The organism is Cyanobium sp. BA20m-14, assembly GCF_024346295.1.
Genome location: NZ_JAGQCR010000013.1, coordinates 1 through 25,594, shown reverse-complemented (window position 1 = coordinate 25,594; position 25,594 = coordinate 1). Strand labels below are relative to the sequence as shown.

Sequence of the window (25,594 nt, the reverse complement as noted above, 5' to 3'; positions counted from 1 at the left end):
GTCTGTTTTGATCTTCAATTTCGCGATCATGCCTTACGAAGCTCAAAACGAACTTGCATGGGCCGCCTCCTTTGTTCTCGTCATGATGATTCTTGCGGCAAATATTTTGGCTCGCTGGATCAGCCGTATGGCCAAGGTCTGACCCCAAGCTCTCTCCCCAAACCTACCACTTAGAACCATGACAAGCAGCTACGCCAAACCAACCAGTGCTGATGCCAGCAAGATGGATGTCTGCATGTCACTGCAGAATGTCACCATCTCCTACGGGAAATTTGAGGCGGTAAAAAATGTCTACATGGATTTACCAAAAGGCAAGGTAACAGCCTTTATTGGCCCCTCCGGTTGTGGCAAGTCCACGGTGCTGCGGGCTCTCAATCGCATGAACGAATTGATCCCGGGTTGCAAACTCAAGGGTCGGGTTGTGTTTGACAACAACGACCTCTATGACCCCCGGGTTGATCCGGTAGAGGTGCGCAGGCGTATCGGCATGGTTTTCCAGAAACCAAATCCCTTTCCTAAAACTATCTACGAAAACATTGCCTTCGGCGCCCGTATCAATGGTTTCAAAGGCGATATGGATGAGCTGGTGGAGCGCTCACTCCGCAAGGCTGCGGTATGGGATGAATGCAAGGACAAATTGAAAGAGAGCGGCTTGGCCCTCTCCGGCGGTCAGCAGCAGCGCCTCTGCATCGCCAGGGCCATCGCCACGGAGCCTGAAGTCATCCTGATGGATGAACCCTGTTCAGCCCTTGATCCGATCTCCACTTTGAAGATCGAGGAAACGATGCACCAACTCAAGCGTAGTTACACCATCATTATCGTGACCCACAACATGCAGCAAGCCGTGCGGGTTGCCGATCAAACTGCTTTCTTTAACGCCGAAGCGGTGGAGGGAGGCAGTGGCAAGGTGGGCTACCTGGTTGAATTCAATGACACAGAAAGAATATTTAACGCCCCCGGCCAGCAGGCAACCCAGGACTACGTAAGCGGCCGCTTTGGCTAAATGCTCAAGTGATCTGCCTGCGCAAGCCAGCTTGCCTGCAAAAGCCATGCCAAAAATTTGATGGGAAAAAGCCGGCTCAAAGGCCGGCTTGTTTATACGGAGAGGGAGGGATTCGAACCCTCGATAGAGTTGCCCCTATACAGCATTTCCAGTGCTGCGCCTTCGACCACTCGGCCACCTCTCCAGGGGCAAAATGGGGCAACCAGATGGCAATATAGCAGCATGAGTAGCAGCCCCATCGTCAGCCATCCAATAACCGTGCATTGGCGCCAGAGCGGTCGCACGATTCGCCATGAGGTTGTCGAGGGCGACTACATCCTTGCCAGTTTCGAGCGCCAGGGTGATCCCCTGCCATTTAGTTGCCGCAATGGCTGCTGCACGGCCTGTGCCGTGAGAGTGCTCCACGGTGAAATTGACCAGCGGGAAGCCCTTGGCCTTTCCCACGACCTGCGTAAACGCGGCTACGGCTTGCTCTGCGTGGCCCGCGCCACCGGACCACTGGAGGTGGAAACCCAGGACGAGGATGAGGTTTACGAACTCCAATTTGGTCGCCATTTCGGCCGTGGCACGGTGCGCTCGGCTCTGCCGTTGGAGGAGGAATGAGCGCCTGTCCCAACAGTGTCAGCGAGCAGGCCTGGCGGGATTCGGGGCTGGCGGTGTGGGAAATAGAGCGTTTTGCGGAGGTGGCCCGCCAGGCGGCGGCGGCCGGGTCTCGCCAGTTGCTGCACCACTTCGGCCGGCTGGAGCGCATCCAGGAAAAGGGTTCCGCCGGAAATCTGGTCACCGAGGCTGATTTCGCCGCTGAAGAGGCCGTGCTGGCCGTGCTGACTGAGGCCACACCCGAGCTTGGCGTTCTGGCTGAGGAGAGTGGACGCCGCCTCGGCCAAGGTTCCCCCCTTGAATGGTGCGTTGATCCCCTCGACGGCACCACCAACTACGCCCATCGCTATCCATTTTTTGGCACCTCAGTGGGTCTGACCTGGAATGGTCGCCCCCTGCTGGGAGCCCTGGCGGCTCCTGCCCTCCAGCAGTTCTATTGGGCGGCAGCGGGACTGGGGGCCTGGAATAACGATAGTCCGATCCGGGTCAGCGATTGCCAGGAGCTGGCCAACTCCCTTTTGGTCACGGGCTTTGCCTACGACCGTATTACCCGCCTGGATAACAACTATGCCCAGTTCGCCTGGTTCACCCACAGAACCAGGGGCGTCAGGCGGGCGGGTGCTGCGGCGGTGGATCTGGCCTTCGTGGCCGACGGCCGTGTAGACGGCTACTGGGAAAGGGGCCTCTCCCCATGGGACCTGGCGGCGGGTATCCCCCTGGTGGAGCAGGCCGGCGGGGTTGTTTGCTCCTATGACGGCAGCCCGGTGGATCTGGCCAGCGGTTCCCTGATCGCCTGTACCCCGGCCCTCCGCCAGGCGCTAGTGGCTGGCCTGGCTGCCTGCCGCCCCCTCAGGGGTGCCAGCTATGGCGCACCTGAGCTGGATGGGGGTTGCCAGATGCCAACTCCATAGGATCGACGTTTCTTTTGCTTCCGGCGCTCCATGGCCCTGCAACCCGCCGCTGGCGCCCGGGATCTGAACCCCAGGGAGGTGGAGAGCAACCGCTGGCTCTGCGAGCAGCTGGCCCAGGTTTACCGCCTCTGGGGTTACGCGGAAGTGGCTCCCCCCGCCGTGGAGCGGCTGGAGACCCTGGCGGCTGGCGGTGGCATCAACCAGCTGGAGCTGGTGCGACTGGCCGCAGCCGAACCCCTGGGGCTGCGGCCGGAGATGACTGCCTCAATTGCCAGGGCTGCCTGTACCCGCCTGGCCGCTCGGCCGCGACCGCTGCGGCTGTGGAGCAGTGGTGTGGTCTTCCGTTGTGCCAGCGGTGATGGGGGCCAGCACCGGCTCGAGGAGAGGTTGCAGAGTGGGGTAGAGCTGCTGGGGGCCGCAGGTCCAGGGTCCAGCGCCGGCGATGTGGAACTGCTTGCCCTGTTGCTGGCCTGCCTACAGCAACTCAATATTGCCGCAGCACAGCGCCCCCGCCTGCTGCTCGGCCACCACGGCCTGCTCTCAGCCCTGCTTGACCAGGTGCCCGACAGGCAGCGCACAGCCACCCGCAAAGCCCTGACCAGCTTTGACCCCGTGGCCCTGGGCCAGCTGCAGTTGCCTGGCTACCAGGGCCAGGCGCTCCAACAACTGATGCGGTTACGGGGCGAGCCTGAACAGGTGCTCTACCAACTGGAGCAGCAGTTGGGCCCCTCGCCAGTGCTGAACGAACTGGCCGCCACCATCAATGTGATTTCGCCGTTGGCTCGGCGCCACGGTATCGCTCTGCAGCTGGATCCCAGTTTTCAGCCCCACTACGACCTCTATGACGGCCTGGTGCTGCAGCTTGTCTGTCAGGGTGCCGATGCTCCGGTAGCCATCGCCAGTGGCGGGCGCTACGACGCCCTGGTGGGGCGCTTCGGCGGCGAGTCCGGCGGGATGGGGTTCAGTTTTGAGGTTGGGGCAATCCGGGAGCTGTTGGGCACTGAAGTCACCGCCCCGAACCGGCCCGAAACAACCTTGGTGAGCTTCCAGGAGCCCTCCCAGCTCGAGGCTGCCCTGGCTGCTTTGCAGGAGTTCCATCAGCGGGGCGAGCGGGCCGAGCTTCTGCACCAGCCCTGTGCCACCAGGAGCGGGGCTGAGGCCGTTGCAATCCAACGGGGCTGCACGGCTACCCGCTGGCTTGGGCCCACTCCCTAGGATTTATCCTCCCCGATTTGCTGGTCTACATGGCCCACACGATCGTCACGGCCGTATGCGAGGGCGTCGCCGACTGCGTGGATGCCTGCCCGGTGGCCTGCATCCATCCCGGCAAGGGCGCCAACATCAAGGGCACCCCCTACTACTGGATTGATTTCGACACCTGCATTGACTGCGGCATCTGCCTGCAGGTGTGCCCGGTGGCAGGGGCAATTCTGGCAGAGGAAAAACCCGAACTACAACAGGCCGGGTGAAGGTCGCCAATCCCCATACCACCGCGGTGCTGGTTTTCGATGGCGGCTGTCCCTTCTGCCGCCATTTCGCCGAGCTCAGTGAGCTGCGCAGCGGAATTGCCGGTTTGGAAATTCGCGACGGCCGCGCCGATGCGGAGTTGCGCCGGTGGCTGCAGCAGGGAGGGTTGCACCTGCGGGATGGGGCGTTTCTGATCGTCGGTGAGCAGCAGCTCCACGGTGCGGCGGCGATCCAATGGCTCTGTGCCCGCATGGACCCGAGCGCCAGCCTGTTGCAGCTGCTCGCACCCGTACTGGCTAGCCCGGTGCGAGCGCGGCGGCTCTATCCCCTGCTGCTGCTGGCCCGTCGCGTCGCCCTGGGGCTGGGGGGCCTACCGGCGGATCCAGACCAGCTGGTCCCCCGGCCCGGGGCAGGCGCCTGATCACCCCCCATGGCGGTTGAGCTGCTCGTGGCACGAGGATAGCCAGGCCCCACTGGCGTCGTAATAACGAACCAGGCGCTCCAGTCGATCGGGACCGCTGAGCCAGCCGGCCTCGACGCTGAAGGCCTCGCGGTGACTCACCTGATGTGGACGGCGGCTGTAGCCCCCATCGGGCAACAGTTGTGCAGTTCTAAGGTCGCTGCCAGCAAAACTGGTGCTGCAGTCGCTGAGCTCGGGTTCGGCCCAGTCGGCTGAAACAGTGGCCCGAACTCCCTGCCAGCGGCCAAGGAGTTGTTCGGCTTCAAGGGGCGGCCGCTCACTGGCCCCGCTACCGGCTCGAAATTCCCGAATCAGCACCAGGCTGCTGGGGCGGCCGGCGACGTCATACAGCTGCACCAGGCGATGGCGGCGGTTGGCGTCGATGAAGCCGTATTCAGCTCCGAATGGGGTTTGGGGTGCCAGTTGCAGTGAGCCCTTGCAGAAGGTCCCGCTTGCAAAGAACACGGCCTGTCGTCCAAGGCTGCGGTAGTCCTGTTGGTGATCACTGATCGGCTCAGCACCTTTGCCTTCAGGACCAAAGCGACGCAAGCGAAAGCGAACCAGCCGATCTTCTTCTGCGCTCTCGAGCAAGAGCACCGAGGCAGATTCCTTCTCGATTTCCCCAGCCAGGTTGATGGTGGCGAAGGATCCGTGCCACTCACCCTGGTTGCGCAGAAAATTCTGCCATTGGCTGGTCATCACGATGACTGCTTGGGAGGCACAAAGCGTAGGCAGCGTCCAGGGGCGCCAGCCAGGGGGGCGGTTTCCTGCCCATCGCCCCCCCTTGGCGGCAGGGCCCGAATCGTTGGAATCTGGGATACCTCCATCAAGTTGGATCATGTTGCAGGCAGAACAGGGTCAGATCCAGATCCACACCGAAAACATTTTCCCGATCATCAAGAAGGCCGTCTACAGCGGCCACGAGGTTTTCCTGAGGGAACTGGTGAGCAATGGGGTCGATGCGATCAGTAAGCGACGCATGGCCGCCATGGCCGGCGACTGCAGCGAGGGGCCGGAAGCCAGGATTGCGATTCGTATTGATCGCGAGAAGAACACCCTCACCATTTCAGACAACGGCATCGGCATGAGCGCCGATGAGGTCAAGCGCTACATCAACCAGGTGGCCTTTTCAAGCGCGGAAGATTTCCTTGAGAAATACAAGGGGGAAAACGACGCAATCATTGGCCATTTTGGCCTGGGGTTCTATTCCAGCTTCATGGTGGCCAAGCAGGTGGAGCTAGTGACCCTCTCCGCCCGGGGTGACTCCGAGGCGGTGCGCTGGAGCTGTGATGGCTCACCCAACTTCAGCCTGGAGGCGGCCGAGCGCAGTGAGCCGGGCACCGATGTGATTTTGCACCTGATGGAGGAGGAGCTTGAATACATCGAGCCTTCCAGAATCCGCACCCTGATCACCACCTATTGCGACTTCCTACCAGTGGAGGTCCAACTCGAGGGTGAAACAGTCAACAAGCGTCAAGCCCCCTGGCGCCAGAGCGCCCGTGAGCTCAGCGACAACGACTACATCGAGCTCTATCGCTACCTCTACCCTTTCCAGGGTGACCCCCTGCTCTGGGTGCACCTCAATACCGACTACCCCTACAACCTGCAGGGCATCCTCTATTTCCCCAAATCAAGCGGTCGGGCCGACTGGGAAAAGGGTGAAATCAAGCTCTACTGCAACAACGTCTTCGTTAGCGACTCGATCAAGGAGGTGGTGCCCCGCTACCTCCTGCCCCTACGCGGTGTGATCGATTCCCCCGATATTCCGCTGAACGTAAGCCGCTCGGCCCTGCAGACCGATCGGCGGGTGCGCTCAATCGGTGGCTTCGTGGCCAAGAAGGTGGGTGATCGCCTCAAGGAGCTGTACCGCGATGACCCCAAGCGCTACGCCGAGATCTGGGAGTCGGTGGCGCCTTTCATCAAGATCGGTGCCATGGAGGATGACAAGTTTGCCGACCAGGTGGCCGAACTGGTGCTCTATGGCACGAGCGCTGCGGCTGCAGAAGGTGAAAGCCCCGATCCGATTCCAGGGGAGGGGGGCAAGGCATACACCACCCTGGCGGGCTACCGCAGCCGTCTGGAGGGCGCCAACGACAAGCGCATTCTGTACTGCACCGATGAGGCTGGCCAGGCGGGTGCCCTGGCCCTGTGGAAAAGCCAGGGCGCCGAGGTGTTACTTGCTGACACCTTCATCGATACCCAGTTCATTCCCTGGCTCGAATATCGCCACGAAGACCTCAAGTTCCAGCGGGTGGACAGCGAACTTGATGAGTCTCTACAGGAAAAGGAGGGTGAGCTGGCCGATGCGGACGGCAAGGACAATTCCGAGAAATTGCGCGACCTATTCAAGGCTGCCCTGGCCAACGACAAGGTGACCATCCAGGTGCAGGCCCTCAAGGGAGACAACGCCCCTGCGGCCCTCATCCTGTTGCCGGAGCAGATGCGTCGCCTTAACGACATGGGTGCTCTGATGGAGCAGCGTCTGCCAGGCCTGCCCGACCACCATGTACTGCTGGTAAATCGCAAACACGCCCTAGTGGAGGGCCTGCTCAAACTCTCGGCTGGCGCCGTGATCACCGGCGCGGGGGGGGGCAGCTCGCCCAGCCAGCAACTGGCCGATGACCTGGGTCGTCACCTCTACGAGATGGCGCGCCTGGCGGTGGGCGGCCTAGAGCCAAACCAGCTGGCCGGCTTCCAGCAGCGGAGTGCGGACCTGATGGGCCGACTGATGCAGCGAGGTCTGTAGGGCATAGCCCAGGGTCTAAAAACTGATCCAGCCCTTAGCTAGGGCAAACTGGACTCCGGCCGTACCGATCAGGGCACCAATTAAGCCACCGGCGAAGGCCAGAAATCCCAGTGGAGCCCCCACCGCCTCACTGGCGGCCGAGGGCTCCAGCAGGCTCAGGCGCTCATCGGTAGCGGATTGATGCTTCTGCTGACGACGGATAAGCGCTTCGAAATCAGGCATTCGATCTCCTGGGCAACGGATAGGTAGGCGGACCAGCCGGCCATGCGGCGAGGGTCTGAGCGCCCCCGGTCGTCGACCGCATCAAACACAGCCACGCCAAGGCTTTCAGCCTTGTCAAAGGCTGAAAGTAGGGGGATTTCGCTGGTCATCACCGACAGGCCAAAGGTCTGCAGTGCGGCTCTGGCTTCATCGGCTGCGCGCTGCTGACGCGTATCCACCTTCACCAACAAAACCGCATGCGGGACCTTCACGATCTGAAGCAGCCTGGCCAGCTCCACGGTCAGCTCCACGGCCCTGGCCTTGGGAGAGGTGGGAAGCAGCACCAGATCCGATCCGACGGCCAGATGGCGTAATTCCTCTTCATCGCTGCTGGCCTGGCCGTCTGTGATGACCACATCTGCTGAGCGGGTGGCTTTGGCTGCTGCCTCCACAGGCACCACCGAGAAGGGCAGTTCGCCGCGGATGGCATAGGCCAGGGCCGAGCGGTTGCGATCGGCATCGACGACGCATACGGACAACCCCTTGCCGGCCCACACACTGGCGAGGTGAATGCTGGTGCAGGTTTTGGCTACCCCACCCTTCTGTCCAGAAACGGTGATGAACACCGCAAATCATCAACTGGGCCGAACATAACCTGATCCAATTGTTTTTTCGGTAGGCACGGCCACCTGACGGGCAGCCGTTTGATAGGGTTGGGCCAATTCAGATAGATGTCATGTCCCGCGTCTGTGAGCTCACTGGCAAGCGAGCCAACAACGGTATGGCCGTATCCCACTCCCATGTGCGCACCAAGAAGCTCCAACAGGTGAACCTGCAGGAGCGCAGGCTTTGGTGGGCCGAGGGCAACCGCTTTGTCAAGTTGCGTGTTTCTACCCGCGCCCTCAAAACCATCCAGAAAAAAGGTCTGGGTGCCTACGCCAAGGAACTCGGCGTAAACCTCGCCAAAATATGAGCCGACCATGCGGCGCCGGGCACTGCTGAAGGCATTGGCGGCCCTCGTTCCCCTCTCCGCAGGCGCTTTGGGCTTGATGTCGTTCGCTCGTCGGGCCGAGGCCATCGGTGGAACCTTGCCGCTGTTAAATCAGCCTGCGCCAGATTTCAGCTTGGCTGGCATCGCACCAGCTGGCAAGGGGGAGGTAGTGGAGACCAGGCTTGAACTGGCCGATTTCGGTGGCAGCTGGCTGGTGCTCTACTTCTATCCCCGGGATTTCACCGGCGGTTGCACCCTGGAGGCCCGTGGCTTCCAGCGCGATCTTGCCGCCTTCAAGGCCGCTGGCGCATCGGTTGTAGGTGTCAGTGCCGATGACGCCGACTCCCATGCTGAGTTCTGCAGTAGTGAGGGCCTGGCCTTCCCCCTGCTGTCCGATCCTGCCGGCACAGTCAGCAGGGCCTATGGCAGCTGGATCGCGCCCTTCTCCCAGCGCCACACATTTTTGATCGATCCGGCCGGGGTGTTGCGGGCCAACTGGCTGGCGGTGCGGCCCAGTGGCCACAGCGCCGAGGTACTAGCAACCCTCCAGGGGCTCGAGGCCGGCTGAGCGGTCAAATCCCGATAGCTCGCTAACGAACGGCAATTTGGTTTGCCAGGTCTTGCAGTAGTTGACGATGGACCTCCGTTTGTTGGCGCAGGGCGGCCAGTCGAGCCGCCGCAGGCGGGCTGTCGAGTGCGCCGCTCCAGGCCGCCAGCAGCTCGGCCGGGGCTGCCATCGCATCGAGGCTGTGGCAGGGGCAGCCCAGGCCGTCTGCGGCAGCTTGCACCTTGGGGTCGTAGCTGAGGGCAGCACAGGGTGCTCCGGCGAGGGCAGCCAAGATGAGGCCGTGGAGCCGCATGGCCAATACCAGCCCGGCACCGCTGGCCACCGCCATCGCCTCGCTGGGCCTCTCTGCCAGCACCTCCCGGCTGCGGCCAGCCAGACCCGCAGGCAGCAGCTGCTGCTGGTCAAGCTGCTCCAGCAGGCCCCTGTCCTGGGCGGCGTGGAAGGGGAGCCAAATCACCTCGCGGTCCTGCAGGCGGGCCAGTTGGTCGAGGGCCTGGAGATAGGGGTGCCAGGCCGATCCCTGCAGCTCTTTGGTGGGACGTAGGCAGAGCACCAGGGGGCCTCCGCTGCCACGCCACGGCTGGGCAGGTAGGGCCCAGACCGGATCGCTGCCCACCGGGCCATCACGGCCAAGCTTTCTGGCCAGAGCCGCCGACTCCTGGTCGCGCCAACTCACCGCCGTGACCAGGCCGAGCAGGCGCCCAACCAGGATCCGGCTTGGCCGCCGCCGCAGGGGCCCCAATCCCTGGCCCCAGAGCAAGACGGGCTTGGCCTCGAGTCGGGCGGCAAAGATCAGGGCCGCGTAGTAGAGCAGGCTGCGGAAGCTGGTGGAATCCTGCAGCAGGCTGCCGCCACCCAATACCAGCCCATCGCAGTTACTGAGGGCCTTCAGCACCTGGGCCAGGCTGCGGCGCTGCACCGTATCCACTCGGAAGCGTTGCCGCACCAGGTCGGTGTCATAGGCGGTGACCGTCGCCGTAAACCCCGCTGGCATGTGGCCGAGCAGCACTTCCAGCAGGGCGTCATCACCGAGGTTGTGCTCGCCGTAGTAGCCAACCAGCAAGAGCTGCCGCCTGGCCTTTTCCCCCTTCTGTCTGGTCTCGCGCACGAGCCGATCGACGCCTACCTTTCAGCTTCGCACCCTGAGAAGATTGAGCCCATGCATGCGCTCTCCCTGCCCACCTGGTGGATCCATATCACCTCCGTACTGGAGTGGGTAGTTGCCATGCTGGCTGTGCAGCGGCTCGGGGTGCAACGGCGGGAGGGGGGCTGGCGCTGGCTGAGCCTGGCCATGCTGCCTGCCCTGGTCAGCGCCATGGCTGCCTGCACCTGGCACCTGTTCGACAACAGCCCCGAGCTCTACGGGCTGGTGGTTTTCCAGGCGGGTCTCACCGCCATCGGCAACGCTGCCCTGGCCCTGGCCGCTTGGAACCTGCTGCGCCAGCAGCGCCAGGTCAATTCATGAGCGGCATGGGCGGCGTGCTCAGCTGGCTCGCCCAGATCGATCCCACCCCCCTATTCGTGCTGTCGCTGCTTCCCTATTTGGCCTTCCTCTGGTGGGCGAGCCAGGTGGAGGGATTTCCAAAGCTGGCCCTGCGGGGTTTCCAGTGCACCCTCCTGTTCGTGGCCGTGACGATTGGGGCGGCCATCGTTGCCCAACTGCGCTACGGCGAATTGCTGGCCAACGTCGATGCCCTCCATGGCGGTGCCGAATCCCTGCTCACTGTCTCCAACCTGCTGGTGGTGCTCGGCTTCAGCGGCTTCGGCGCCGCGCTGGGCCGGAGGCAATGAACAAGTCTTAAGCAGGGGGGGCGCAATGCGATCGGCCCCGGAAGATGGGGCGTTGCCATTCGCTCCATGATTACTCCCCTTCTAGCTTTGGCCCCTGCTTCCATCTCCTGGTCGCCCAAGGTGGCGTTGGTGATGATCGTCTGCAACGTGATTGCCATTGCCATTGGCAAGGCCACCATCAAGCAACCCAACGTGGGTCTGCAGCTACCCAGCCCGACCTTGTTTGGTGGTTTCAGCCACGGCGCCATGCTCGGCACCCTCAGCCTCGGTCACATCCTCGGCATGGGCGCCATCCTTGGCCTGGCCTCCCGCGGGGTGGTCTGAGCCACCAGGACCCAGGGGGCGTCAGGCGGCTACAGGCTGGCTGGCGCCCGCCAGATTCGAAGCCAGGGGAGAGCCGTAGCGCTCCAAGATGCGATCGGCCATCTGGGGTGGGGTGAGGCCCAGGCTCTGCTTGCTTTGATCTGGGCTGGCGTGGTCAACCAACACGTCGGCAATGCCGATGCGCAGCACCGGCACAAGCACGTTGTGGTCAACGAGCGCTTCGACCACCGCGGAGCCAAAGCCGCCGGCCAGGGCCGCTTCCTCCATGGTCACCACCCGGCCGATACGTTGGGCCATCGGCAGAATCAGGGCCTCGTCTAGGGGCCGCAGGAAACGGGCGTTGATCACCGCTGCCCGCATCCCCTTTTCCTGCAGCAGCCCGGCGGTGGCCATGGCCGGACTCACCATGGCCCCGTAGGCCACGATCAGCAGGTCATCGCCATCGGTAAGCAGCTCGCCGCGACCGATCTCCAGGGGTAGAAAGCCCTCTTCAGCCAGGGGAACCCCCTCGCCCTCCCCGCGGGGAATGCGCAGAGCACAGGGGCCGCTGTGGTGGATAGAGGTCACCAGCATGCGCTGCAGCTCGGCTTCATCCTTGGGGGCCATCACGGTGAAATTGGGGATGGCGCGGAAATAGCTGATGTCGTATTGGCCTTGGTGGGTGGGGCCATCGGCCCCGACGATGCCAGCCCGATCCAAAACAAAGGTGACCGGCAGATTCTGGATGCCCACGTCGTGGATCAGTTGGTCAAAGGCCCGCTGCAGGAAGGTGCTGTAGATCGCCACCACGGGCTTGAGACCCTCACAGGCCATGCCGGCTGCCATGGTGACGGCGTGCTGTTCGGCGATGCCAACGTCGAAATACTGATCGGGCAGGGCCTTCTCGAGCAGGTCGAGGCCGGTGCCGGTGGCCATGGCGGCGGTAATGCCCACCACTGTCGGGTCCTGCTCACAGAGCTTTACCAGGGTCTGGCCAAATACCTTGCTGTAGCCAGGCGGTTTCGGTTTGCTGGAGGGGTAAGCCTTGCCGGTTGCCAGGTCGAAGGCACTTTGGGCGTGGTAGCCAACCTGATCGGCCTCCGCATAGGCGTAACCCTTGCCCTTAGTGGTGGCCACATGCACCAGCACGGGCCCTTCAGTGCGATGGGCCTGCTCAAAGGTGCGCACCATCCCGGCGATGTCATGGCCATCGATCGGGCCGATGTAAGTGAAGCCCAACTCCTCGAACACGGCTCCCACCTTGGGAACCGCTAGGCGCTTCATGCTCTCTTTGAGGGTTTTGAGTTCGTTGGGCAGCTCGCCGTGGAGGAAGGGCAGGTGCTTGATCGCCTCCTCCGCATTGCCCTGCAGGAACTGCAGGGGCGGACTCAGCCGCATGCGGTTCAGGTAGGTGGAGAGGGCCCCCACCGGCGGGCTGATCGACATGTCGTTGTCGTTGAGCACCACCAGCAACTTGGTTTTCGGCAGGTGGCCGGCATGGTTGATCGCCTCCAGGGCCATGCCACCGGTGAGGGCGCCATCGCCGATCACGGCTACGCATTTGAAATCCTCGCCGCGGCGATCCCTTGCCAGGGCCATCCCCAGGGCAGCAGAGATGGAGGTGCTGGCATGGCCGGCGCCGAAATGATCAAAGCGGCTCTCGCTCCGCTTGAGGTAGCCCGCCACCCCATTCTTCTGGCGCAGGCTGTCAAAATTTTTGTATCGACCAGTCACCAACTTGTGGGGATAGGCCTGGTGACCCACATCCCAAACCACCTTGTCGCGTTCGAGGTCGAGGGTTTGGTAGAGGGCAAGGGTGAGCTCCACCACCCCCAGCCCTGGGCCGAGATGGCCGCCGCTGGTGCTCACCACCTCCAGATGGCGCTCCCGGATTTGGCGGGCAATCGCTTCGAGCTCAGCCGTGCTCAGGCCGTGCAGCTGATTCGGATGACTGAGCTCGCTGAGATGCATGCACAGCCCTGGAGGTGCAGTGCAATCTAGGCCTTGGCTTCCACTGGCAGGTGCGAATTGCGACACTGGTGCCATGAGCGCCGATCCCCAGACCTACCTTCAGCGAATCCTGCGGGCCCGGGTCTACGACGTGGCCATTGAGTCGCCGCTGGATCCCGCGCCGAATCTCTCAGCCCGCTTGCACAACCGGGTATTGCTTAAACGGGAGGACCTGCAGCCGGTCTTCAGCTTCAAGCTGCGGGGTGCCTACAACAAGATGGTGGCTCTGAGCGCGGCCGAGCTGGAGCGGGGCGTGATTGCCGCCAGCGCCGGCAACCATGCCCAGGGGGTTGCCCTGGGGGCCCAGAAGCTGGGCTGCCGGGCCGTGATCGTGATGCCTGTCACCACGCCTGAGATGAAGGTCAGGGCTGTTGCCGCCCGGGGGGCCGAGGTGGTTCTGCACGGCGATAACTACGACGCGGCTTGCGCCGAGGCAACTCGCCTGGGCCAGGAGCGGGGCCTCAGTTTTATCCATCCCTTCGACGACCCCGACGTGATTGCCGGCCAGGGCACGATTGGGTTGGAGATCCTGCGCCAGTGTTCCTCACCACCTGATGTGATCTACGTGGCCGTGGGTGGTGGTGGCCTGATTGCCGGCATCGGCGTGTACGTAAAGACCCTCTGGCCCCAGGTGCAGATCGTGGGCGTTGAGCCCGAGGACGCGGACGCCATGACCCGTTCCCTTGCCGCCGGCGAACGGGTGGAGCTGGAGCAAGTGGGCCTATTTGCCGACGGAGTGGCCGTGCGCAGGGTGGGGGAGCACACCTTTGCCCTAGCCCAGCAGACGGTGGATCGGATGGTGACGGTGAACACCGACGCCATCTGCGCCGCCATCAAGGACGTGTTTGAAGACACCCGCTCAATCCTGGAGCCGGCAGGGGCACTGGCGGTGGCCGGGATGAAGCGCGACGTGGCGCAGCAGGGGTTACATGGCAAGACCCTGGTGGCGGTGGCCTGCGGCGCCAACATGAACTTTGATCGCCTGCGCTTCGTGGCCGAACGCACGGAGATCGGCGAAGACCGTGAGGCGATGCTGGCGGTGGAAATTCCCGAGCAAACCGGCAGCCTGAGGCGCTTCAGTGGCGTGCTGGGCCAGCGCAACCTCACCGAATTCAGCTACCGCCTGGCCGATCCCCGGGTGGCCCATATCTTCGTTGGGGTGCAGACCAGCGGCACGGCCGATGAACAGGACCTGATCCACGACGTGCGCCGGGCAGGGTTCCCCTGCCTCGACCTCTCCAACGACGAACTCGCCAAGCTGCACCTGCGCCACATGGTGGGTGGACGCCTACCCGCCAGTGCTGGGGCCGCCCTCGAGCTGGGTGAGGAGCTGCTTTACCGCTTCGAATTCCCGGAAAAACCGGGCGCCCTGATGGCCTTCGTCAATGCCCTGCACGCCAGCTGGAATATCAGCATTTTTCATTACCGCAATCACGGAGCTGACGTGGGCCGGATCGTGGTGGGCGTGCAGGTGCCCCGTAGCGAGAGGCCGCAGTGGCAGGACTTCCTTGCCGGCCTGGGCTACCAGCACTGGGACGAAACCGATAATCCTGCCTACCGGCTGTTCCTCGGCCCCAGCACCAGCCCCCTACCGGCCCTGGCATGAACTGGCCTGGGCCAGGCAGGTTGGGGTACCCTGCGCCCATGCAGACAGGTGCCCCAGCTGAGGCGATTGAGAATCTCTCCTTACCTGCTCGGATTGAGGCGATTCTCTATCTAAAAGGCAGGCCCCTGACCCTGGCCGAACTGGCCGCCATTGCCATGGTCAGCCGCGAGGAGGCTGAGCTCGGCCTGATCACCCTGATCACTGACTACGCCCACCGTGACACCGCCCTGGAGGTGCGCCAGGAGGGCAAGTGTTACAGCCTGCAGTTGCGGGAGGGCCTGGGCGATCTGGTTCAGAACCTCTTGCCCGTCGACCTCTCCACCGCCGCCCTGCGCACCCTGGCCACAATCGCCCTCAAAAAGCGCATTCTCCAATCTGAATTGGTGGAGCTGCGTGGCTCTGGGGCCTACGACCACATCAAGGAGCTACTGGCCCAGAACTTCATCGAGCGCAAGCGCCAGAGCGACGGCCGTTCCTACTGGCTCACCCTGGGCGAAAAATTCCATCGCACCTTCGCCATCAGGGCCGAAGACCTGCAAGCTCGAACCCCCACCACATCGAAAGGCTGGCAAACCGCTGCCTAGAGTTCACCCAATTGAAGGTTTGCTCCATCCATGGAAGCTCTGAGTTTCTTGTTGCAGGTGCTGGCCCAGACCTTGAGCATCTACACCTTGGTGCTGTTGGTGCGGGTGCTGCTCAGCTGGTTCCCCAACCTTGACTGGAGCAATCCGCTGCTTTCGACGGTGAGCTCGATCACAGACCCCTACCTAAACGCCTTCCGGGGCCTGATTCCGCCCCTGGGCGGCCTTGACCTCTCGGCGATTCTCGCCTTTCTGGCCCTGCAGTTGGTCCAGAGCCTGCTTCAGGGTGCCAGCGTTTCGGTGCTCGGCGCCGGCTACTGAACCACTAGTGAACAACTAGTAAACAACTACTGAACCAGGGTTCGCTCCGCCAGCTCCTGTTCAAGGGGCAGGAGTTCATCATCGCTGCCGGCTCTGGTGCGCACGGGCGCGCTGAAGCCGCGGGCCTTGACATTGCGGAAGCCCAAGGGGCCTGGGGTTCCCGCCGGAACGGCCAGGCGCAGGCCAAAGGTCGAGGAACCTGGCGGCACGTCACCGATGCTGCCTACCCGGGTGCGGTTTTGGAGCACCGGCTCACCGCTCGAATCCAGGATCAGGGCAAAGACATCCGTATCCACCACGGGTTTTTGGCCCGTGTTGATCACCGTGCCGCGCAGGGCATAGCAGCTGGCTCCGGCGGGCCGCCCCAGCTCCGGCTGGGCGCCTATGTCTTCGGCGGGGCAGGGCTCGAGGCTGACCTCAGAGACCTGGAGCCCGCTGGCCCAGGCGGGGGCAGCCACCAGCCATAGGGCCAGCAGAATTGGGGCAAATACTGCTGTCAGCACGGGCCTGCCTCTGTTCACCGGCTGTCTCCACTGCCTGAGATCACGTTACGGGCAGAGCGGCTTGCCAATTTGTCCAGGTTGGCCTGGGCAACCTGATCGAGCTCCAGGCCCAATTCGGTGGCCAGCTGGGCGACGTACCAGAGCACATCCCCCAGCTCCAGCTGCAGGGCTGCGATCACCTCGGCCGAAAACTCACCGCCTTGATCGCGCAGCACCTTTTTGACCTTATCGGCCACCTCGCCGGCCTCGCCGCAGAGTCCGAGGGTGGGATAAATGGGGTTTGCGCCCGCATCCGGGTAGCAGGCGGTGGCCCGGGATCGCTGTTGATAGGTGTGAAAGTCCAACTAGGGCAGCCCGTTGCAGGCCTGGATGGTAGTTTCCAGCTGTCTGTTGGCGCCTGCATGCCCCAGCCCGATCTCATGCGACGCACCAAGATCGTGGCCACCATCGGGCCCGCCACGGAATCCCCAGAGCGGTTGCGGGAGCTGATAGCCGCTGGTGCCACTACATTTCGTCTCAATTTCTCCCACGGCGACCACAGCGACCATGCGGTTCGCATCGCCACCATCCGCCAGGTCGCAACCGAGCTGGGCATCGAGATCGGCATTCTTCAGGATCTTCAGGGGCCCAAAATTCGCTTGGGCCGATTTGCTGATGGACCCATAACTCTGGCCAAGGGAGATCGCTTCGAACTCACCTCCCGGGATGTGGCCTGCAACCTGACGATGGCAAGCGTCACCTACGCCAAATTGGCCGACGAAGTGGTGCCCGGCAGCCGCATCCTGCTCGATGACGGCAGGGTGGAGATGCTGGTTGAACAGGTCGATAAAGGCCAGCAGACCCTCCACTGCAGCGTCACCGTCGGCGGGGTGCTCTCCAACAACAAGGGGGTCAACTTCCCCGATGTGCAGCTTTCGATCCGGGCCCTCACCGACAAGGATCGGGCCGATCTCGCCTTTGGCCTGCAGCAGGGGGTCGACTGGGTGGCCCTCAGCTTTGTGCGCAATCCCTCCGACATGGTCGAGATCCGCGAGTTGATCCGCAGCCACGGCTACCAGACCCCAGTGGTGGCAAAGATCGAGAAATTTGAGGCGATCGACCAGATCGACGACATCCTGCCCCTCTGTGACGGGGTGATGGTGGCAAGGGGCGACCTCGGCGTCGAAATGCCTGCCGAGGAAGTGCCGTTGTTGCAAAAGGAGCTGATCCGCAAGGCCAACAGCCTCGGTATCCCGGTTATCACCGCCACCCAGATGCTCGATTCGATGGTGAGTTGCCCCAGGCCCACCAGGGCCGAAGTGAGCGATGTGGCCAATGCCATCCTCGACGGCACAGATGCGGTGATGCTCTCTAATGAGAGTGCGGTCGGCGACTTCCCGGTGGAGGCCGTAGCCACGATGGCCACCATTGCCAGGCGGATCGAACGCGACTACCCCCAGCGCCACCATGACAGCAACATGGCGCCCACAATTGGCAATGCGATCTGCCAGGCGGTCAGCAGCATCGCCCGCCAGCTCAACGCCGCGGCGATCCTGCCACTTACGAAGGGGGGCTCAACGGCCCGCAACGTCAGCAAGTTCCGGCCCAGCACGCCGATCTTGGCCATCACCAGTGAGGTGCAGGTGGCACGCCAGCTGCAGCTCTGCTGGGGTGTAAATCCCCTTCTGGTACCGGAGCAGAGCTCTTCCACCAGCACCTTCAGCCTCGCCATGGGCAAGGCCAGGGAGCTTGGCCTCCTCAAGGATGGCGATCTGGTGGTACAAACAGCCGGCACCCTGTCCGGGGTGAGTGGCTCCACCGACTTCATCAAGGTTGGCACCGTCTCGGCCGTGCTCTCCAAGGGGGTCGGCATCGGCAACGGCTCGGTGAGCGGCCGGGTGCGGCTTGTGGATAGTCCGGCGGCGGCCGCCGCCATCCAGACCGGTGAGATCCTGGTGGTAAGGGAGACGACGGTTGAGTACGTGGAGGCGATCCGCAAGGCAAAGGCGGTCATCGCGGAAATCGGCGGTATGGAGAGTCACGCTGCCGTGATCGCCCAGAGCACCGGGATCCCAACGATTGTGGGGGTCGCCAATGCCATCGCCAGCCTGCTTCAGGGCGAAATCGTCACCCTCGATTTGCAGCGGGGAGAGGTGCATCGAGGCGCCCGCAGCCACAACAGTGACCCCAATAGCGCCATTGTCTAAGCACTGCAGAGCGGGTTCCGGCAGCCATGGCATCCAAACTCCCAGTGCGCGAATCGGTGGGGATGGCCCTTTCCACCCTGCGCGCCAACAAGCTGCGCAGCCTGCTCACCATGCTCGGCATTGTGATCGGCAATGCTTCGGTGATAACCCTGGTGGGGGTTGGCAAGGGCGCCCAGAACCTGGCAGAGGGGCAGCTCAGCAACCTGGGCGCAAATGTGCTTTTTGTTGTGCCAGGCAACAACGACACCCGCCGCCAGGGCATTGATTTTCCCAAGACCCTGGTGTTCGAAGACGCCCAGGCCATCGCCGAGCAGGTACCCAGCGTCAAGCGGGTTGCCCCCCAGATCACCCTGAGTGAGGTTCTCCAGGCCGGTGCGGTCAGTGGCACCGCCTCTATTTCAGGGGTGACCCCTGAATTTCTGCCCGTGCGTCAATTTGAGATGGCCCAGGGGCGTTTTTTCACTGCGAGCGATCTCAATGCGGCCCGCAATGTGCTGGTGGTCGGGCCTGACCTGGGCAGCAAGATGTTCCCGGGCAAGGCCGCTGTGGGTCGCCAGCTGCGCATTCGCAACCAGCTGTTTGAAGTAATTGGCGTGCTCGAGCCCAAGGGAGCCGTATTCGGCCAGAACCAGGATGAAAACGGCTACATACCCCTCACCACGATGGTGAGCAAACTTTCAGGTCGGGATCCCACCTACGGCGTCAACCTCAACTTCATCAGTGTCGAAGCCCGCGATGAGCAGAGCACTGGGGCGGCCAGCTTCCAGATCACCAACCTGCTGCGTCAGCGGCACCGAATCCTGCGGGAAGACGACTTTGCAGTTCGCTCCCAGAAGGATGCCCTCACCATCGTGAGCACCATCACCGGCGGGCTCACCTTGATGCTGGGCGCCATTGGAGCCGTATCCCTGCTCGTGGGTGGTATCGGCATCATGAACATCATGTTGGTGTCAGTGAGCGAGCGCACCGAAGAAATCGGCTTGCGCAAAGCTTTAGGGGCCCGCAGTGGCGATGTGCTGCTGCAGTTCCTGGTGGAGTCCCTGGTGCTGGCCAGCCTGGGCGGCTTGATCGGCAGTGCGGTGGGCATCGGCACCGTGGCCTTGGTCGCCCTGGTGACCCCCCTGCCCGCGGCTATCGGCGCCAGCACCGTTCTGGGTACGGTGGTCCTTTCGGGTTCCATCGGCCTCTTCTTCGGAGTCGTGCCAGCGCGCCGGGCCGCCCAACTCGATCCGATCGTCGCCCTGCGCAGCCTCTGACAAACCGAAACAAATATAAAGAGCACAAAAGGGTGCCCTTGGTCACCAAAACTCCAAATGAGCAGTGGCTTGATGGGGCTGTTAACCGGCACCGACTTTGACTGTCCTGGCCTGCAGCTACAGAAACAGCAGTACCCGCATGGTGATCATGCGATGCGTTGGCCCCAGCGAGTTTTTTCTGGAGCGGGTGGTCTTTCCCTTCGAGCTGCTCAGTTTTGAGTGCCCCCCCACCAGCGAAGTGAAGGTCTGGACCCATGGGCTGGGCGGGCCGGAACTGCTGGAGACAATCCAGGCTGAAGAGCTCGGTATCGATATCCCAGCCGCTTCGCCCCAGGTTGACCTGGTCCAATCCGCCAGCCCATGGGAGTTCAGCTGGTCTGACGCTGTCTGAAGCGCCCTGGGCGGGTCAGCGATCGGGGACCCCAGCGCCGTTACACTCGGTAAGAAAGCGGGTCAGTTATGAATCAGCGGTGGCGTCTAATTGCTCTCTGGCTGCTGCCTTTGGCCGTGGTGGCCTTCCTCGGCTGGCAGTTGCTTGGTAACGGCGGTACGCCCCGCTTCAACCCAAATACTCCAAACGAGGCTCCTCGCAATGCGGCGGTAGCCCGCATGAGTTACGGCCGCTTCCTCGATTACGTCGATGCCGGCCGGGTGACCGCAGTTGATATCTATGACGGCGGCCGCACGGCTGTGATCGAGGCGGTGGATCCCGACCTGGACAACAGGGTGCAGCGGCTGCGGGTAGATCTGCCCGGGGTTGCCCCAGAGCTGGTGAATAACCTCAAGGAGCAGGGGATCAGCTTTGACATCCACCCGCCCAAGAGCGCCCCGCCGGTGCTCGGCCTGCTCGGCAACCTTCTCTTCCCCCTGCTGCTAATCGGCTCGCTGGTGTTCCTGGCCCGCCGGGGCAGCGGGATGCCCGGTGGCCCTGGCCAGGCAATGCAGTTTGGTAAGACCAAGGCCCGCTTCGCCATGGAGGCTGAGACGGGCGTCAAGTTTGACGACGTAGCCGGTGTGGAGGAGGCCAAGCAGGACCTGCAGGAAGTGGTGACCTTCCTCAAGACTCCGGAGAGATTCACCTCCGTGGGCGCCAAAATCCCCAAGGGTGTGCTGCTGGTTGGTCCCCCTGGCACCGGCAAAACACTTCTGGCAAAAGCGATCGCAGGGGAAGCGGGCGTGCCCTTTTTCTCCCTCTCCGGATCTGAATTCGTCGAGATGTTTGTGGGCGTCGGCGCCAGCCGGGTGCGGGACCTGTTCAAGCGGGCCAAGGAGAACAGCCCCTGTTTGATCTTCATCGATGAGATCGATGCGGTCGGCCGTCAACGCGGTGCCGGTGTGGGCGGTGGAAACGACGAGCGAGAGCAGACCCTCAACCAGCTGCTCACCGAGATGGATGGCTTTGAAGGCAACAGCGGCATCATCATCATTGCCGCCACGAACCGGGCCGATGTGCTGGATTCCGCCCTGCTGCGCCCGGGTCGCTTCGATCGCCAGGTGCAGGTTGACGTGCCGGATATCAAGGGCCGGCTTTCAGTGCTGAAGGTGCACAGCCGCAACAAGGTTTTGGCGGCAGATGTGAGCCTCGAGGCAATTGCCCGCCGAACTCCAGGATTTTCCGGTGCGGATCTGGCCAACTTGCTCAATGAGGCCGCAATTCTCACCGCCCGTCGTCGCAAGGAGGCCACCGGCTTGGCCGAAATCGACGATGCCGTCGACAGGGTCATCGCCGGCATGGAGGGCAAACCCCTAACCGACGGACGCAGTAAGCGTCTGATCGCCTATCACGAGGTGGGCCATGCCCTGGTGGGCACCCTGGTGCAGGCCCACGATCCGGTCCAGAAGGTCACCCTGATTCCCCGCGGCCAGGCCCAAGGCCTCACCTGGTTTGCACCTGATGAAGAGCAGATGCTCGTCAGCAGAGCCCAGCTCAGGGCCCGAATTATGGGGGCCCTGGGTGGTAGGGCGGCAGAAGAGGTTGTCTTCGGCCATGCTGAAGTCACAACCGGCGCCGGCGGGGACATCCAGCAGGTGGCCTCGATCGCCCGCCAGATGGTGACTCGCTTCGGCATGAGTGACCTGGGCCAGGTGTCCTTTGAAGCCGGCAACCAGGAGGTATTCCTGGGGCGGGACCTGATGACCCGCAGCGATGGCTCTGATCGGCTGGCCAGCAAAATTGATGATGCCGTGCGGCAAATTGTTCAATCTTGCTATATCGATACCGTGAAGCTTGTTGCCGCCCAGCGCAGCTGCATGGATCGGATGGTTGAGTTGCTGATCGAAAAGGAAACCCTCGATGGCGAGGAATTTCGAACCATCGTGGCCGAATTCGCCCAGATTCCTGAAAAGGAACGCTACTCACCCCTACTCGCAGACATCAGCCCCGACGCTCCAGTGGTAGAAGCAGCCCAGGCCTGAGCCTGGGCCCTAGAGAGATCAGAGCTCCTCCTCAACATCGGGAGTGATCGTGCAATCGGCCAGGGGATAGCTCACGCATAAAAGTGCGTAGCCGGCGCCGATTTGGTCGTCGTCTAGGAAACTCTGATCGCTCTGATCAACCGCGCCTGAGCTCACCTTGCCTGCACAGGTGCTGCAGGCCCCAGCCCGGCAGGAGAAGGCCAGATCAATGCCCTGCTCCTCGGCCGCATCGAGGATGTAGGTGTCATCGGCGCAGGGGAAGCTGGCGCCGGTGCTCAGGGTGATTGTGTAGGTCGCCATGGGGAGGTCAAATTCAAACCTCAATTCCAGACGGATCGCCGCCGAATTGGGGTGATCCTCGCTACCGAGGCAGGGTTGATGTCCAAATTCAAACCCCCCTGCTCCCAGGCCTGGCCTAGCTGGTTTCAGACCGGGCGAACTGGGCGCTTCTCGATCACCTTGTCGATCAGCCCGTAACTGACAGCCTCGGCCGGTGACATGAAAAAGTCCCGGTCGGTATCCTCCTCGATTCGGCTCAGGGGTTGGTCGGTGCGGTCGGCCAGCTCCTGGTTGAGTTTCTTTTTGAGGTAGAGGATTTCGTCGGCCTGGATGCGGATGTCGCTGGCCTGACCCCGGGCACCGCCTAGGGGCTGGTGGATCATGATCCGCGAATGGGTAAGGCTGCTGCGCTTGCCCTTGCTGCCGGCACAGAGCAGGAAGGCACCCATGGAGGCGGCTAGGCCAACACAAACTGTCTGCACATCGGGCTTGATATGCTGCATTGTATCAAATATTCCGAGGCCATCATATACAGAGCCGCCGGGGGAGTTGATGTACATAAATATGTCCTTATCGGGATCTTCAGCCTCTAGAAATAGAAGCTGGGCCACCACCCTGTTCGCCGATTCAGACGTTACGGGCTCGCCCAGGAAAATGATGCGCTCCCGCAATAGCCGGGAATAGATGTCGAACGCCCGTTCTCCCCGGCCCGACTCTTCAATCACGATCGGGATCATGGAGCAGCTGTTGAAACAGGGTTCGATCCTACTGAGCCTGGGCAGCTAGGGTCGACCCACCCCGAGCCTGATTTCGCGTGAGCGCAGCCCTCACCGTTGCCGACAGCAAGCGCGCATTCCACAGCGCCTTCCCCTACGTGATCGCGCCCCTCTACAGGCGGATGGTGGATGAGCTGCTGGTCGAACTCCACCTGCTTAGTCGCCAGGCTGGCTTCCGCAGCGATCCCCTCTTTGCCGCAGGGCTGGTGCAGGTTTTTGACGGTTTTTCGAAGGGCTATCGCCCGGATGCCCACCGGGAGCTCCTGCTCAGCGCCATCTGCAGCGCCTCAGGTTTTGACTCCCAGTCCATGCGCCAGCAGCGCGATGCGGCCATTGCTGCCATGGGCAGTCACAGCGTTGAGGAGGTGCAGCAATGGATCGAGCAGGCCGGTGCCGGAGCTCCCGAGCCTGTGGCGGCAGCCTTAGCAGGTATCCGCCGCCCAGACTTCCACTATTCACGGCTGATGGCCGTGGGCTTGCTGAGCCTGCTGGAGCAAGCCCAGGGAGCCGATGCCATGGATCCCTCCGCACTGCGCAGCTATGCCCACGACCTAGGCAGTGCCCTGGGCCTGCTCAAGGATCGTCTCGATAAAGATCTCAGTCTCTATGCCGCAAATCTGGAAAAGATGGTCCAGGCGGTGGAGCTGATGGAAGAAACCGTTGCCGCCGAGCGGCGCAAACGGGAGCGGCAACAACAGCCCTCCCCCGGCGATGGGGCGCCTAGCGAACCGGCCGGCGAGCCTGCTGCAGCTGAAGCCGCCCCATCAGCTGGCTGAGGGGAGAGGCCAGGGCGCGGCCTCGGCCGGCCGGCTGAAAAGCGACCAGATCGAGCTGGCCCGATTGCTGCAGCGGCAACGGCAGCTCCGTTGGCAGCAGGCCAAGCCGGGCCAGCGCCTGGGGTCGGGCCCGCAGCACCATCGCAGCAGCCATTTCTGGACTGGTCAGGGTCGGGCTGGTCAGGGCTGGGCCGCTCTGGGACACCTTGGGCAATGGTTGGGCCAGAAGCGGAGGTTGGGGCCCCAGAAACAGCAGCAAGCGGGGTGGACCGCTGGAGGGCAGCAGCCAGCGCCAGCCCCCCACTACCTGGTTGTCCTGGCGACGCCAGGATGTGGCGGGCAGGGTGGGGGAACCCGAGGAGGTAGCTTCCAGGCCCTGGGTTTGGATCGCCGGCACCAGGGTGCTCAGCAGCTGGGTCCAGGGCTTGCGGTCTGCCCCAACCTGGAGTTCGAGCTCCAGGCTCGCCTGGAAGGGCCCCTTGGACACGGGCCGAAGCCGCAAGGCAAAAGGAGCCGAACCAAGCAGGGCCAACTGACCTTCGCCGATCCCGTAGCGGGCGGCCAACGGTTCCCGAATCAGCTGACGGCTGAGCAGACCCTGCAAAACTCCCTCCAAGGCCGGCCCCCGCCACTCCAACAGCAGGTCCGCCGGCAGCGGCTCCAGCCCAGGCAGGGGAGCAAGCCTTCCCGGCCGGGCCAGGATGCCACCGGTCGAGCTCGCCTCACCCTCCATGGAGAGATTCGAGTCCTGGAGACTGAGGCTCAAGCATCCCTCCTGGAACCGTTGCAGTAAGGGGGCCATGGGCCCAGCCAGCAAACCCAGGCCCAGGGGCGACCAGAACACGGCCTGTTCCTGCTGGAGGCGCTGCAGGCAGCGCTGCTCCAGGCCCCGGGGCTGGCGTCCCGACAACTTGAGCTGGTCCTGCAGCAGTCGCTGGGAGAGGGGGTCTGGCGCCACCACCACCAGATCGTCTACCCGCAGGCCAAGGGGGGGCAGGGGCTGGGCGCTGGGGGCGGCAAATGCCAGGTAGGGGCCACCATCCCCATCTCGCCCCCAAAACTGCCACCAGATTCGGCGCTGCTGGCGCCAGATCCTCTCCGCCAAGGGGCTGCCGAGCCTTTGGCTCCACAGGGCGGGAATGGCTCGCTGGGGCGAGGCAGGAAAACTCTGCAATAGGGCTGTCTGGGGCAGCAGCCGCGCCAAACCCAGGGCCCGGGGGCGGGGCCACCGCCACAGCAGCAGGCCAGGAACCAGCACCAGCAGGGCGGTCAGGGCTGCGGTGCGCCTCATGGCCCCACCCCATAGAGCGTGGTGCGTCGGCGCACGGGACGTCCCAGGCTGCGGGCAGCGGTCTCCAGGGCCTGCGGCGACTGGAATGTGCCGCCGGTGGCGCCCGCCATGGTGGTGATGTGCTCCTCCATCAGGGTGCCGCCCAGGTCATTGCACCCCCAGCGCAGGGCTTCGGTGGCCCCAGCCAGGGTCAGCTTCACCCAGCTGGGCTGGTGGTTGCGGAACCATGGCCCCAAAAGGATCCTGGCCTGGGCGGTCAGCCGCAACATCGCCGCTCGCTCTGGCTGGTCCCGGGAGACCCGGGCCCGCAGGGCGGCCGGTGCCGCCGCACCGACGAAGGGCAGCAGTACAAATTCGCTGAACCCAGCCTGTTCATTTTTCCAGGCATGGCTTTGCAGGGCCACCAGGGTGAGCAGGTGGGCGACGAGATCGGCGGGTGACTCGATGTGTCCCGCCATCAGAGTGCTGGTGGCGGCTAAACCGCACCGATGCACCTGCAGCATCACGGCAACCAAGGCACGAGCCGAGAGCTTCTCGGGGCAAAGGACCCGCC

Annotated in this window: 29 protein-coding genes, 1 tRNA gene and 2 pseudogenes; 21 read left to right on the top strand and 11 right to left on the bottom strand. The window is 63.2% G+C overall.

From position 1 onward, the window contains the following. Together KBZ07_RS02590 and pstB are read left to right on the top strand one after the other, a co-directional pair. Window positions 1-142 (top strand): annotated as a pseudogene (locus KBZ07_RS02590) (phosphate ABC transporter, permease protein PstA); the annotation flags it as partial. Between the two features lie 36 nt (window positions 143-178). Next, window positions 179-1,003, top strand: coding sequence for a phosphate ABC transporter ATP-binding protein PstB (gene pstB, locus KBZ07_RS02585; RefSeq protein ID WP_254930145.1), 825 nt, complete (start codon window positions 179-181; stop codon window positions 1,001-1,003). 97 nt (window positions 1,004-1,100) lie between these two features. On the opposite strand, the gene KBZ07_RS02580 is transcribed toward pstB, so the two are convergent. Then, window positions 1,101-1,187, bottom strand: a tRNA-Ser gene (locus KBZ07_RS02580). 38 nt (window positions 1,188-1,225) lie between these two features. Between KBZ07_RS02580 and KBZ07_RS02575 the strand changes: the two genes are divergently transcribed. Genes KBZ07_RS02575 through KBZ07_RS02555 form a run of 5 tightly spaced genes read left to right on the top strand, consistent with a single transcriptional unit; the run spans window position 1,226 to window position 4,402 of the window. Then, entirely contained in the window at window positions 1,226-1,606 is a 381-nt protein-coding gene (locus KBZ07_RS02575; protein WP_254930144.1) for a 2Fe-2S iron-sulfur cluster-binding protein, read from the top strand. Next, complete coding sequence (locus tag KBZ07_RS02570; RefSeq protein WP_254930143.1) at window positions 1,603-2,514, top strand: inositol monophosphatase family protein; 912 nt, start codon at window positions 1,603-1,605, stop codon at window positions 2,512-2,514. The genes KBZ07_RS02575 and KBZ07_RS02570 overlap by 4 nt, the downstream gene beginning before the upstream one ends. A gap of 30 nt (window positions 2,515-2,544) precedes the next feature. Continuing rightward, window positions 2,545-3,729 (top strand): ATP phosphoribosyltransferase regulatory subunit, encoded by a 1,185-nt coding sequence (locus tag KBZ07_RS02565; RefSeq protein WP_254930142.1) that lies wholly within the window; start codon window positions 2,545-2,547, stop codon window positions 3,727-3,729. A 29-nt stretch (window positions 3,730-3,758) separates the two neighbouring features. Then, window positions 3,759-3,983 carry a ferredoxin family protein gene (locus tag KBZ07_RS02560; protein WP_254930141.1) on the top strand — a complete coding sequence of 75 codons (225 nt, stop codon included), beginning with the start codon at window positions 3,759-3,761 and terminating at the stop codon, window positions 3,981-3,983. Further along, complete coding sequence (locus tag KBZ07_RS02555; protein ID WP_254930140.1) at window positions 3,980-4,402, top strand: DUF393 domain-containing protein; 423 nt, start codon at window positions 3,980-3,982, stop codon at window positions 4,400-4,402. Before KBZ07_RS02560 ends, KBZ07_RS02555 begins: the two co-directional genes overlap by 4 nt. Here KBZ07_RS02555 and KBZ07_RS02550 read toward each other — a convergent pair whose 3' ends face one another. Further along, window positions 4,403-5,140 (bottom strand): DUF3598 family protein, encoded by a 738-nt coding sequence (locus KBZ07_RS02550; RefSeq protein ID WP_254930139.1) that lies wholly within the window; start codon window positions 5,138-5,140, stop codon window positions 4,403-4,405. A 139-nt stretch (window positions 5,141-5,279) separates the two neighbouring features. On the opposite strand from KBZ07_RS02550, the gene htpG reads away from it, so the two are divergent. Beyond that, on the top strand, window positions 5,280-7,187 hold the full coding sequence (gene htpG, locus KBZ07_RS02545) for a molecular chaperone HtpG (protein ID WP_254930138.1): 1,908 nt from the start codon (window positions 5,280-5,282) through the stop codon (window positions 7,185-7,187). A gap of 155 nt (window positions 7,188-7,342) precedes the next feature. Here htpG and KBZ07_RS02540 read toward each other — a convergent pair whose 3' ends face one another. Continuing rightward, entirely contained in the window at window positions 7,343-8,014 is a 672-nt protein-coding gene (locus KBZ07_RS02540) for a ParA family protein (protein ID WP_254930137.1), read from the bottom strand. A gap of 110 nt (window positions 8,015-8,124) precedes the next feature. Between KBZ07_RS02540 and rpmB the strand changes: the two genes are divergently transcribed. Beyond that, window positions 8,125-8,361: a 50S ribosomal protein L28 gene (gene rpmB, locus KBZ07_RS02535; RefSeq protein WP_254930136.1), complete on the top strand. Its 237-nt coding sequence runs from the start codon at window positions 8,125-8,127 to the stop codon at window positions 8,359-8,361. Window positions 8,362-8,368: 7 nt separating this feature from the next. Further along, window positions 8,369-8,947, top strand: coding sequence for a peroxiredoxin (locus KBZ07_RS02530; protein ID WP_396123885.1), 579 nt, complete (start codon window positions 8,369-8,371; stop codon window positions 8,945-8,947). Between the two features lie 22 nt (window positions 8,948-8,969). Here the strand turns inward: KBZ07_RS02530 and csaB are convergent, their stop codons facing one another. After that, on the bottom strand, window positions 8,970-10,055 hold the full coding sequence (gene csaB, locus KBZ07_RS02525; protein ID WP_254930134.1) for a polysaccharide pyruvyl transferase CsaB: 1,086 nt from the start codon (window positions 10,053-10,055) through the stop codon (window positions 8,970-8,972). A gap of 51 nt (window positions 10,056-10,106) precedes the next feature. Here csaB and KBZ07_RS02520 point away from each other — a divergent pair, with 51 nt between their 5' ends. The 3 genes from KBZ07_RS02520 to psaK all read left to right on the top strand — a co-directional run bounded on the left by KBZ07_RS02520 (window position 10,107) and on the right by psaK (window position 11,062). After that, complete coding sequence (locus KBZ07_RS02520) at window positions 10,107-10,412, top strand: DUF2499 domain-containing protein (RefSeq protein ID WP_254930133.1); 306 nt, start codon at window positions 10,107-10,109, stop codon at window positions 10,410-10,412. Next, window positions 10,409-10,738, top strand: coding sequence for a DUF3593 domain-containing protein (locus KBZ07_RS02515; protein ID WP_254930132.1), 330 nt, complete (start codon window positions 10,409-10,411; stop codon window positions 10,736-10,738). Before KBZ07_RS02520 ends, KBZ07_RS02515 begins: the two co-directional genes overlap by 4 nt. A gap of 66 nt (window positions 10,739-10,804) precedes the next feature. After that, the gene (gene psaK, locus KBZ07_RS02510; RefSeq protein ID WP_197148941.1) at window positions 10,805-11,062 is read left to right on the top strand and encodes a photosystem I reaction center subunit PsaK; all 258 of its coding nucleotides are present in this window, start codon (window positions 10,805-10,807) and stop codon (window positions 11,060-11,062) included. A 21-nt stretch (window positions 11,063-11,083) separates the two neighbouring features. On the opposite strand, the gene dxs is transcribed toward psaK, so the two are convergent. After that, the gene (gene dxs / locus KBZ07_RS02505) at window positions 11,084-13,012 is read right to left on the bottom strand and encodes a 1-deoxy-D-xylulose-5-phosphate synthase (protein ID WP_254930131.1); all 1,929 of its coding nucleotides are present in this window, start codon (window positions 13,010-13,012) and stop codon (window positions 11,084-11,086) included. A gap of 73 nt (window positions 13,013-13,085) precedes the next feature. Between dxs and ilvA the strand changes: the two genes are divergently transcribed. The 3 genes from ilvA to KBZ07_RS02490 are packed head-to-tail and all read left to right on the top strand — an operon-like array spanning window position 13,086 to window position 15,559. Continuing rightward, on the top strand, window positions 13,086-14,657 hold the full coding sequence (gene ilvA / locus KBZ07_RS02500; RefSeq protein ID WP_254930130.1) for a threonine ammonia-lyase, biosynthetic: 1,572 nt from the start codon (window positions 13,086-13,088) through the stop codon (window positions 14,655-14,657). 38 nt (window positions 14,658-14,695) lie between these two features. Beyond that, window positions 14,696-15,241, top strand: a complete 546-nt coding sequence (gene scpB / locus KBZ07_RS02495; protein WP_254930129.1) for an SMC-Scp complex subunit ScpB — start codon at window positions 14,696-14,698, stop codon at window positions 15,239-15,241. Window positions 15,242-15,271: 30 nt separating this feature from the next. After that, a complete protein-coding gene (locus tag KBZ07_RS02490; RefSeq protein WP_254930128.1) occupies window positions 15,272-15,559 on the top strand; it encodes a YggT family protein in 288 nt (95 codons plus the stop codon). A 26-nt stretch (window positions 15,560-15,585) separates the two neighbouring features. On the opposite strand, the gene KBZ07_RS02485 is transcribed toward KBZ07_RS02490, so the two are convergent. Both KBZ07_RS02485 and KBZ07_RS02480 read right to left on the bottom strand, forming a co-directional pair. Continuing rightward, window positions 15,586-16,062, bottom strand: coding sequence for a hypothetical protein (locus tag KBZ07_RS02485; RefSeq protein ID WP_254930127.1), 477 nt, complete (start codon window positions 16,060-16,062; stop codon window positions 15,586-15,588). A gap of 14 nt (window positions 16,063-16,076) precedes the next feature. Next, window positions 16,077-16,406, bottom strand: coding sequence for a nucleoside triphosphate pyrophosphohydrolase family protein (locus tag KBZ07_RS02480; RefSeq protein WP_254930126.1), 330 nt, complete (start codon window positions 16,404-16,406; stop codon window positions 16,077-16,079). Between the two features lie 57 nt (window positions 16,407-16,463). On the opposite strand from KBZ07_RS02480, the gene pyk reads away from it, so the two are divergent. From pyk to ftsH, 4 genes are all read left to right on the top strand, one after another. Next, complete coding sequence (pyk, locus tag KBZ07_RS02475; protein ID WP_254930125.1) at window positions 16,464-18,248, top strand: pyruvate kinase; 1,785 nt, start codon at window positions 16,464-16,466, stop codon at window positions 18,246-18,248. A gap of 26 nt (window positions 18,249-18,274) precedes the next feature. After that, entirely contained in the window at window positions 18,275-19,504 is a 1,230-nt protein-coding gene (locus tag KBZ07_RS02470) for an ABC transporter permease (protein WP_254930124.1), read from the top strand. 97 nt (window positions 19,505-19,601) lie between these two features. Continuing rightward, entirely contained in the window at window positions 19,602-19,895 is a 294-nt protein-coding gene (locus KBZ07_RS02465) for a DUF1830 domain-containing protein (protein WP_254930123.1), read from the top strand. Window positions 19,896-19,963: 68 nt separating this feature from the next. Then, entirely contained in the window at window positions 19,964-21,919 is a 1,956-nt protein-coding gene (ftsH, locus tag KBZ07_RS02460; RefSeq protein ID WP_254930122.1) for an ATP-dependent zinc metalloprotease FtsH, read from the top strand. An 18-nt stretch (window positions 21,920-21,937) separates the two neighbouring features. Here the strand turns inward: ftsH and KBZ07_RS02455 are convergent, their stop codons facing one another. Then, window positions 21,938-22,219, bottom strand: a complete 282-nt coding sequence (locus tag KBZ07_RS02455; protein WP_254930121.1) for a 2Fe-2S iron-sulfur cluster-binding protein — start codon at window positions 22,217-22,219, stop codon at window positions 21,938-21,940. Between the two features lie 125 nt (window positions 22,220-22,344). Continuing rightward, window positions 22,345-22,935 carry an ATP-dependent Clp endopeptidase proteolytic subunit ClpP gene (gene clpP / locus KBZ07_RS02450; protein WP_254930120.1) on the bottom strand — a complete coding sequence of 197 codons (591 nt, stop codon included), beginning with the start codon at window positions 22,933-22,935 and terminating at the stop codon, window positions 22,345-22,347. Between the two features lie 77 nt (window positions 22,936-23,012). Here clpP and psb29 point away from each other — a divergent pair, with 77 nt between their 5' ends. Further along, window positions 23,013-23,750, top strand: a complete 738-nt coding sequence (gene psb29, locus KBZ07_RS02445) for a photosystem II biogenesis protein Psp29 (protein ID WP_254930119.1) — start codon at window positions 23,013-23,015, stop codon at window positions 23,748-23,750. Here psb29 and KBZ07_RS02440 read toward each other — a convergent pair. Together KBZ07_RS02440 and KBZ07_RS02435 are read right to left on the bottom strand one after the other, a co-directional pair. Then, on the bottom strand, window positions 23,695-25,041 hold the full coding sequence (locus tag KBZ07_RS02440; protein WP_254930118.1) for a hypothetical protein: 1,347 nt from the start codon (window positions 25,039-25,041) through the stop codon (window positions 23,695-23,697). The two genes, psb29 and KBZ07_RS02440, sit on opposite strands and share 56 nt — an antisense overlap. Continuing rightward, window positions 25,038-25,594: pseudogene (locus tag KBZ07_RS02435) on the bottom strand (7,8-didemethyl-8-hydroxy-5-deazariboflavin synthase subunit CofH); the annotation flags it as partial. The gene KBZ07_RS02440 and the pseudogene KBZ07_RS02435, both read right to left, overlap by 4 nt.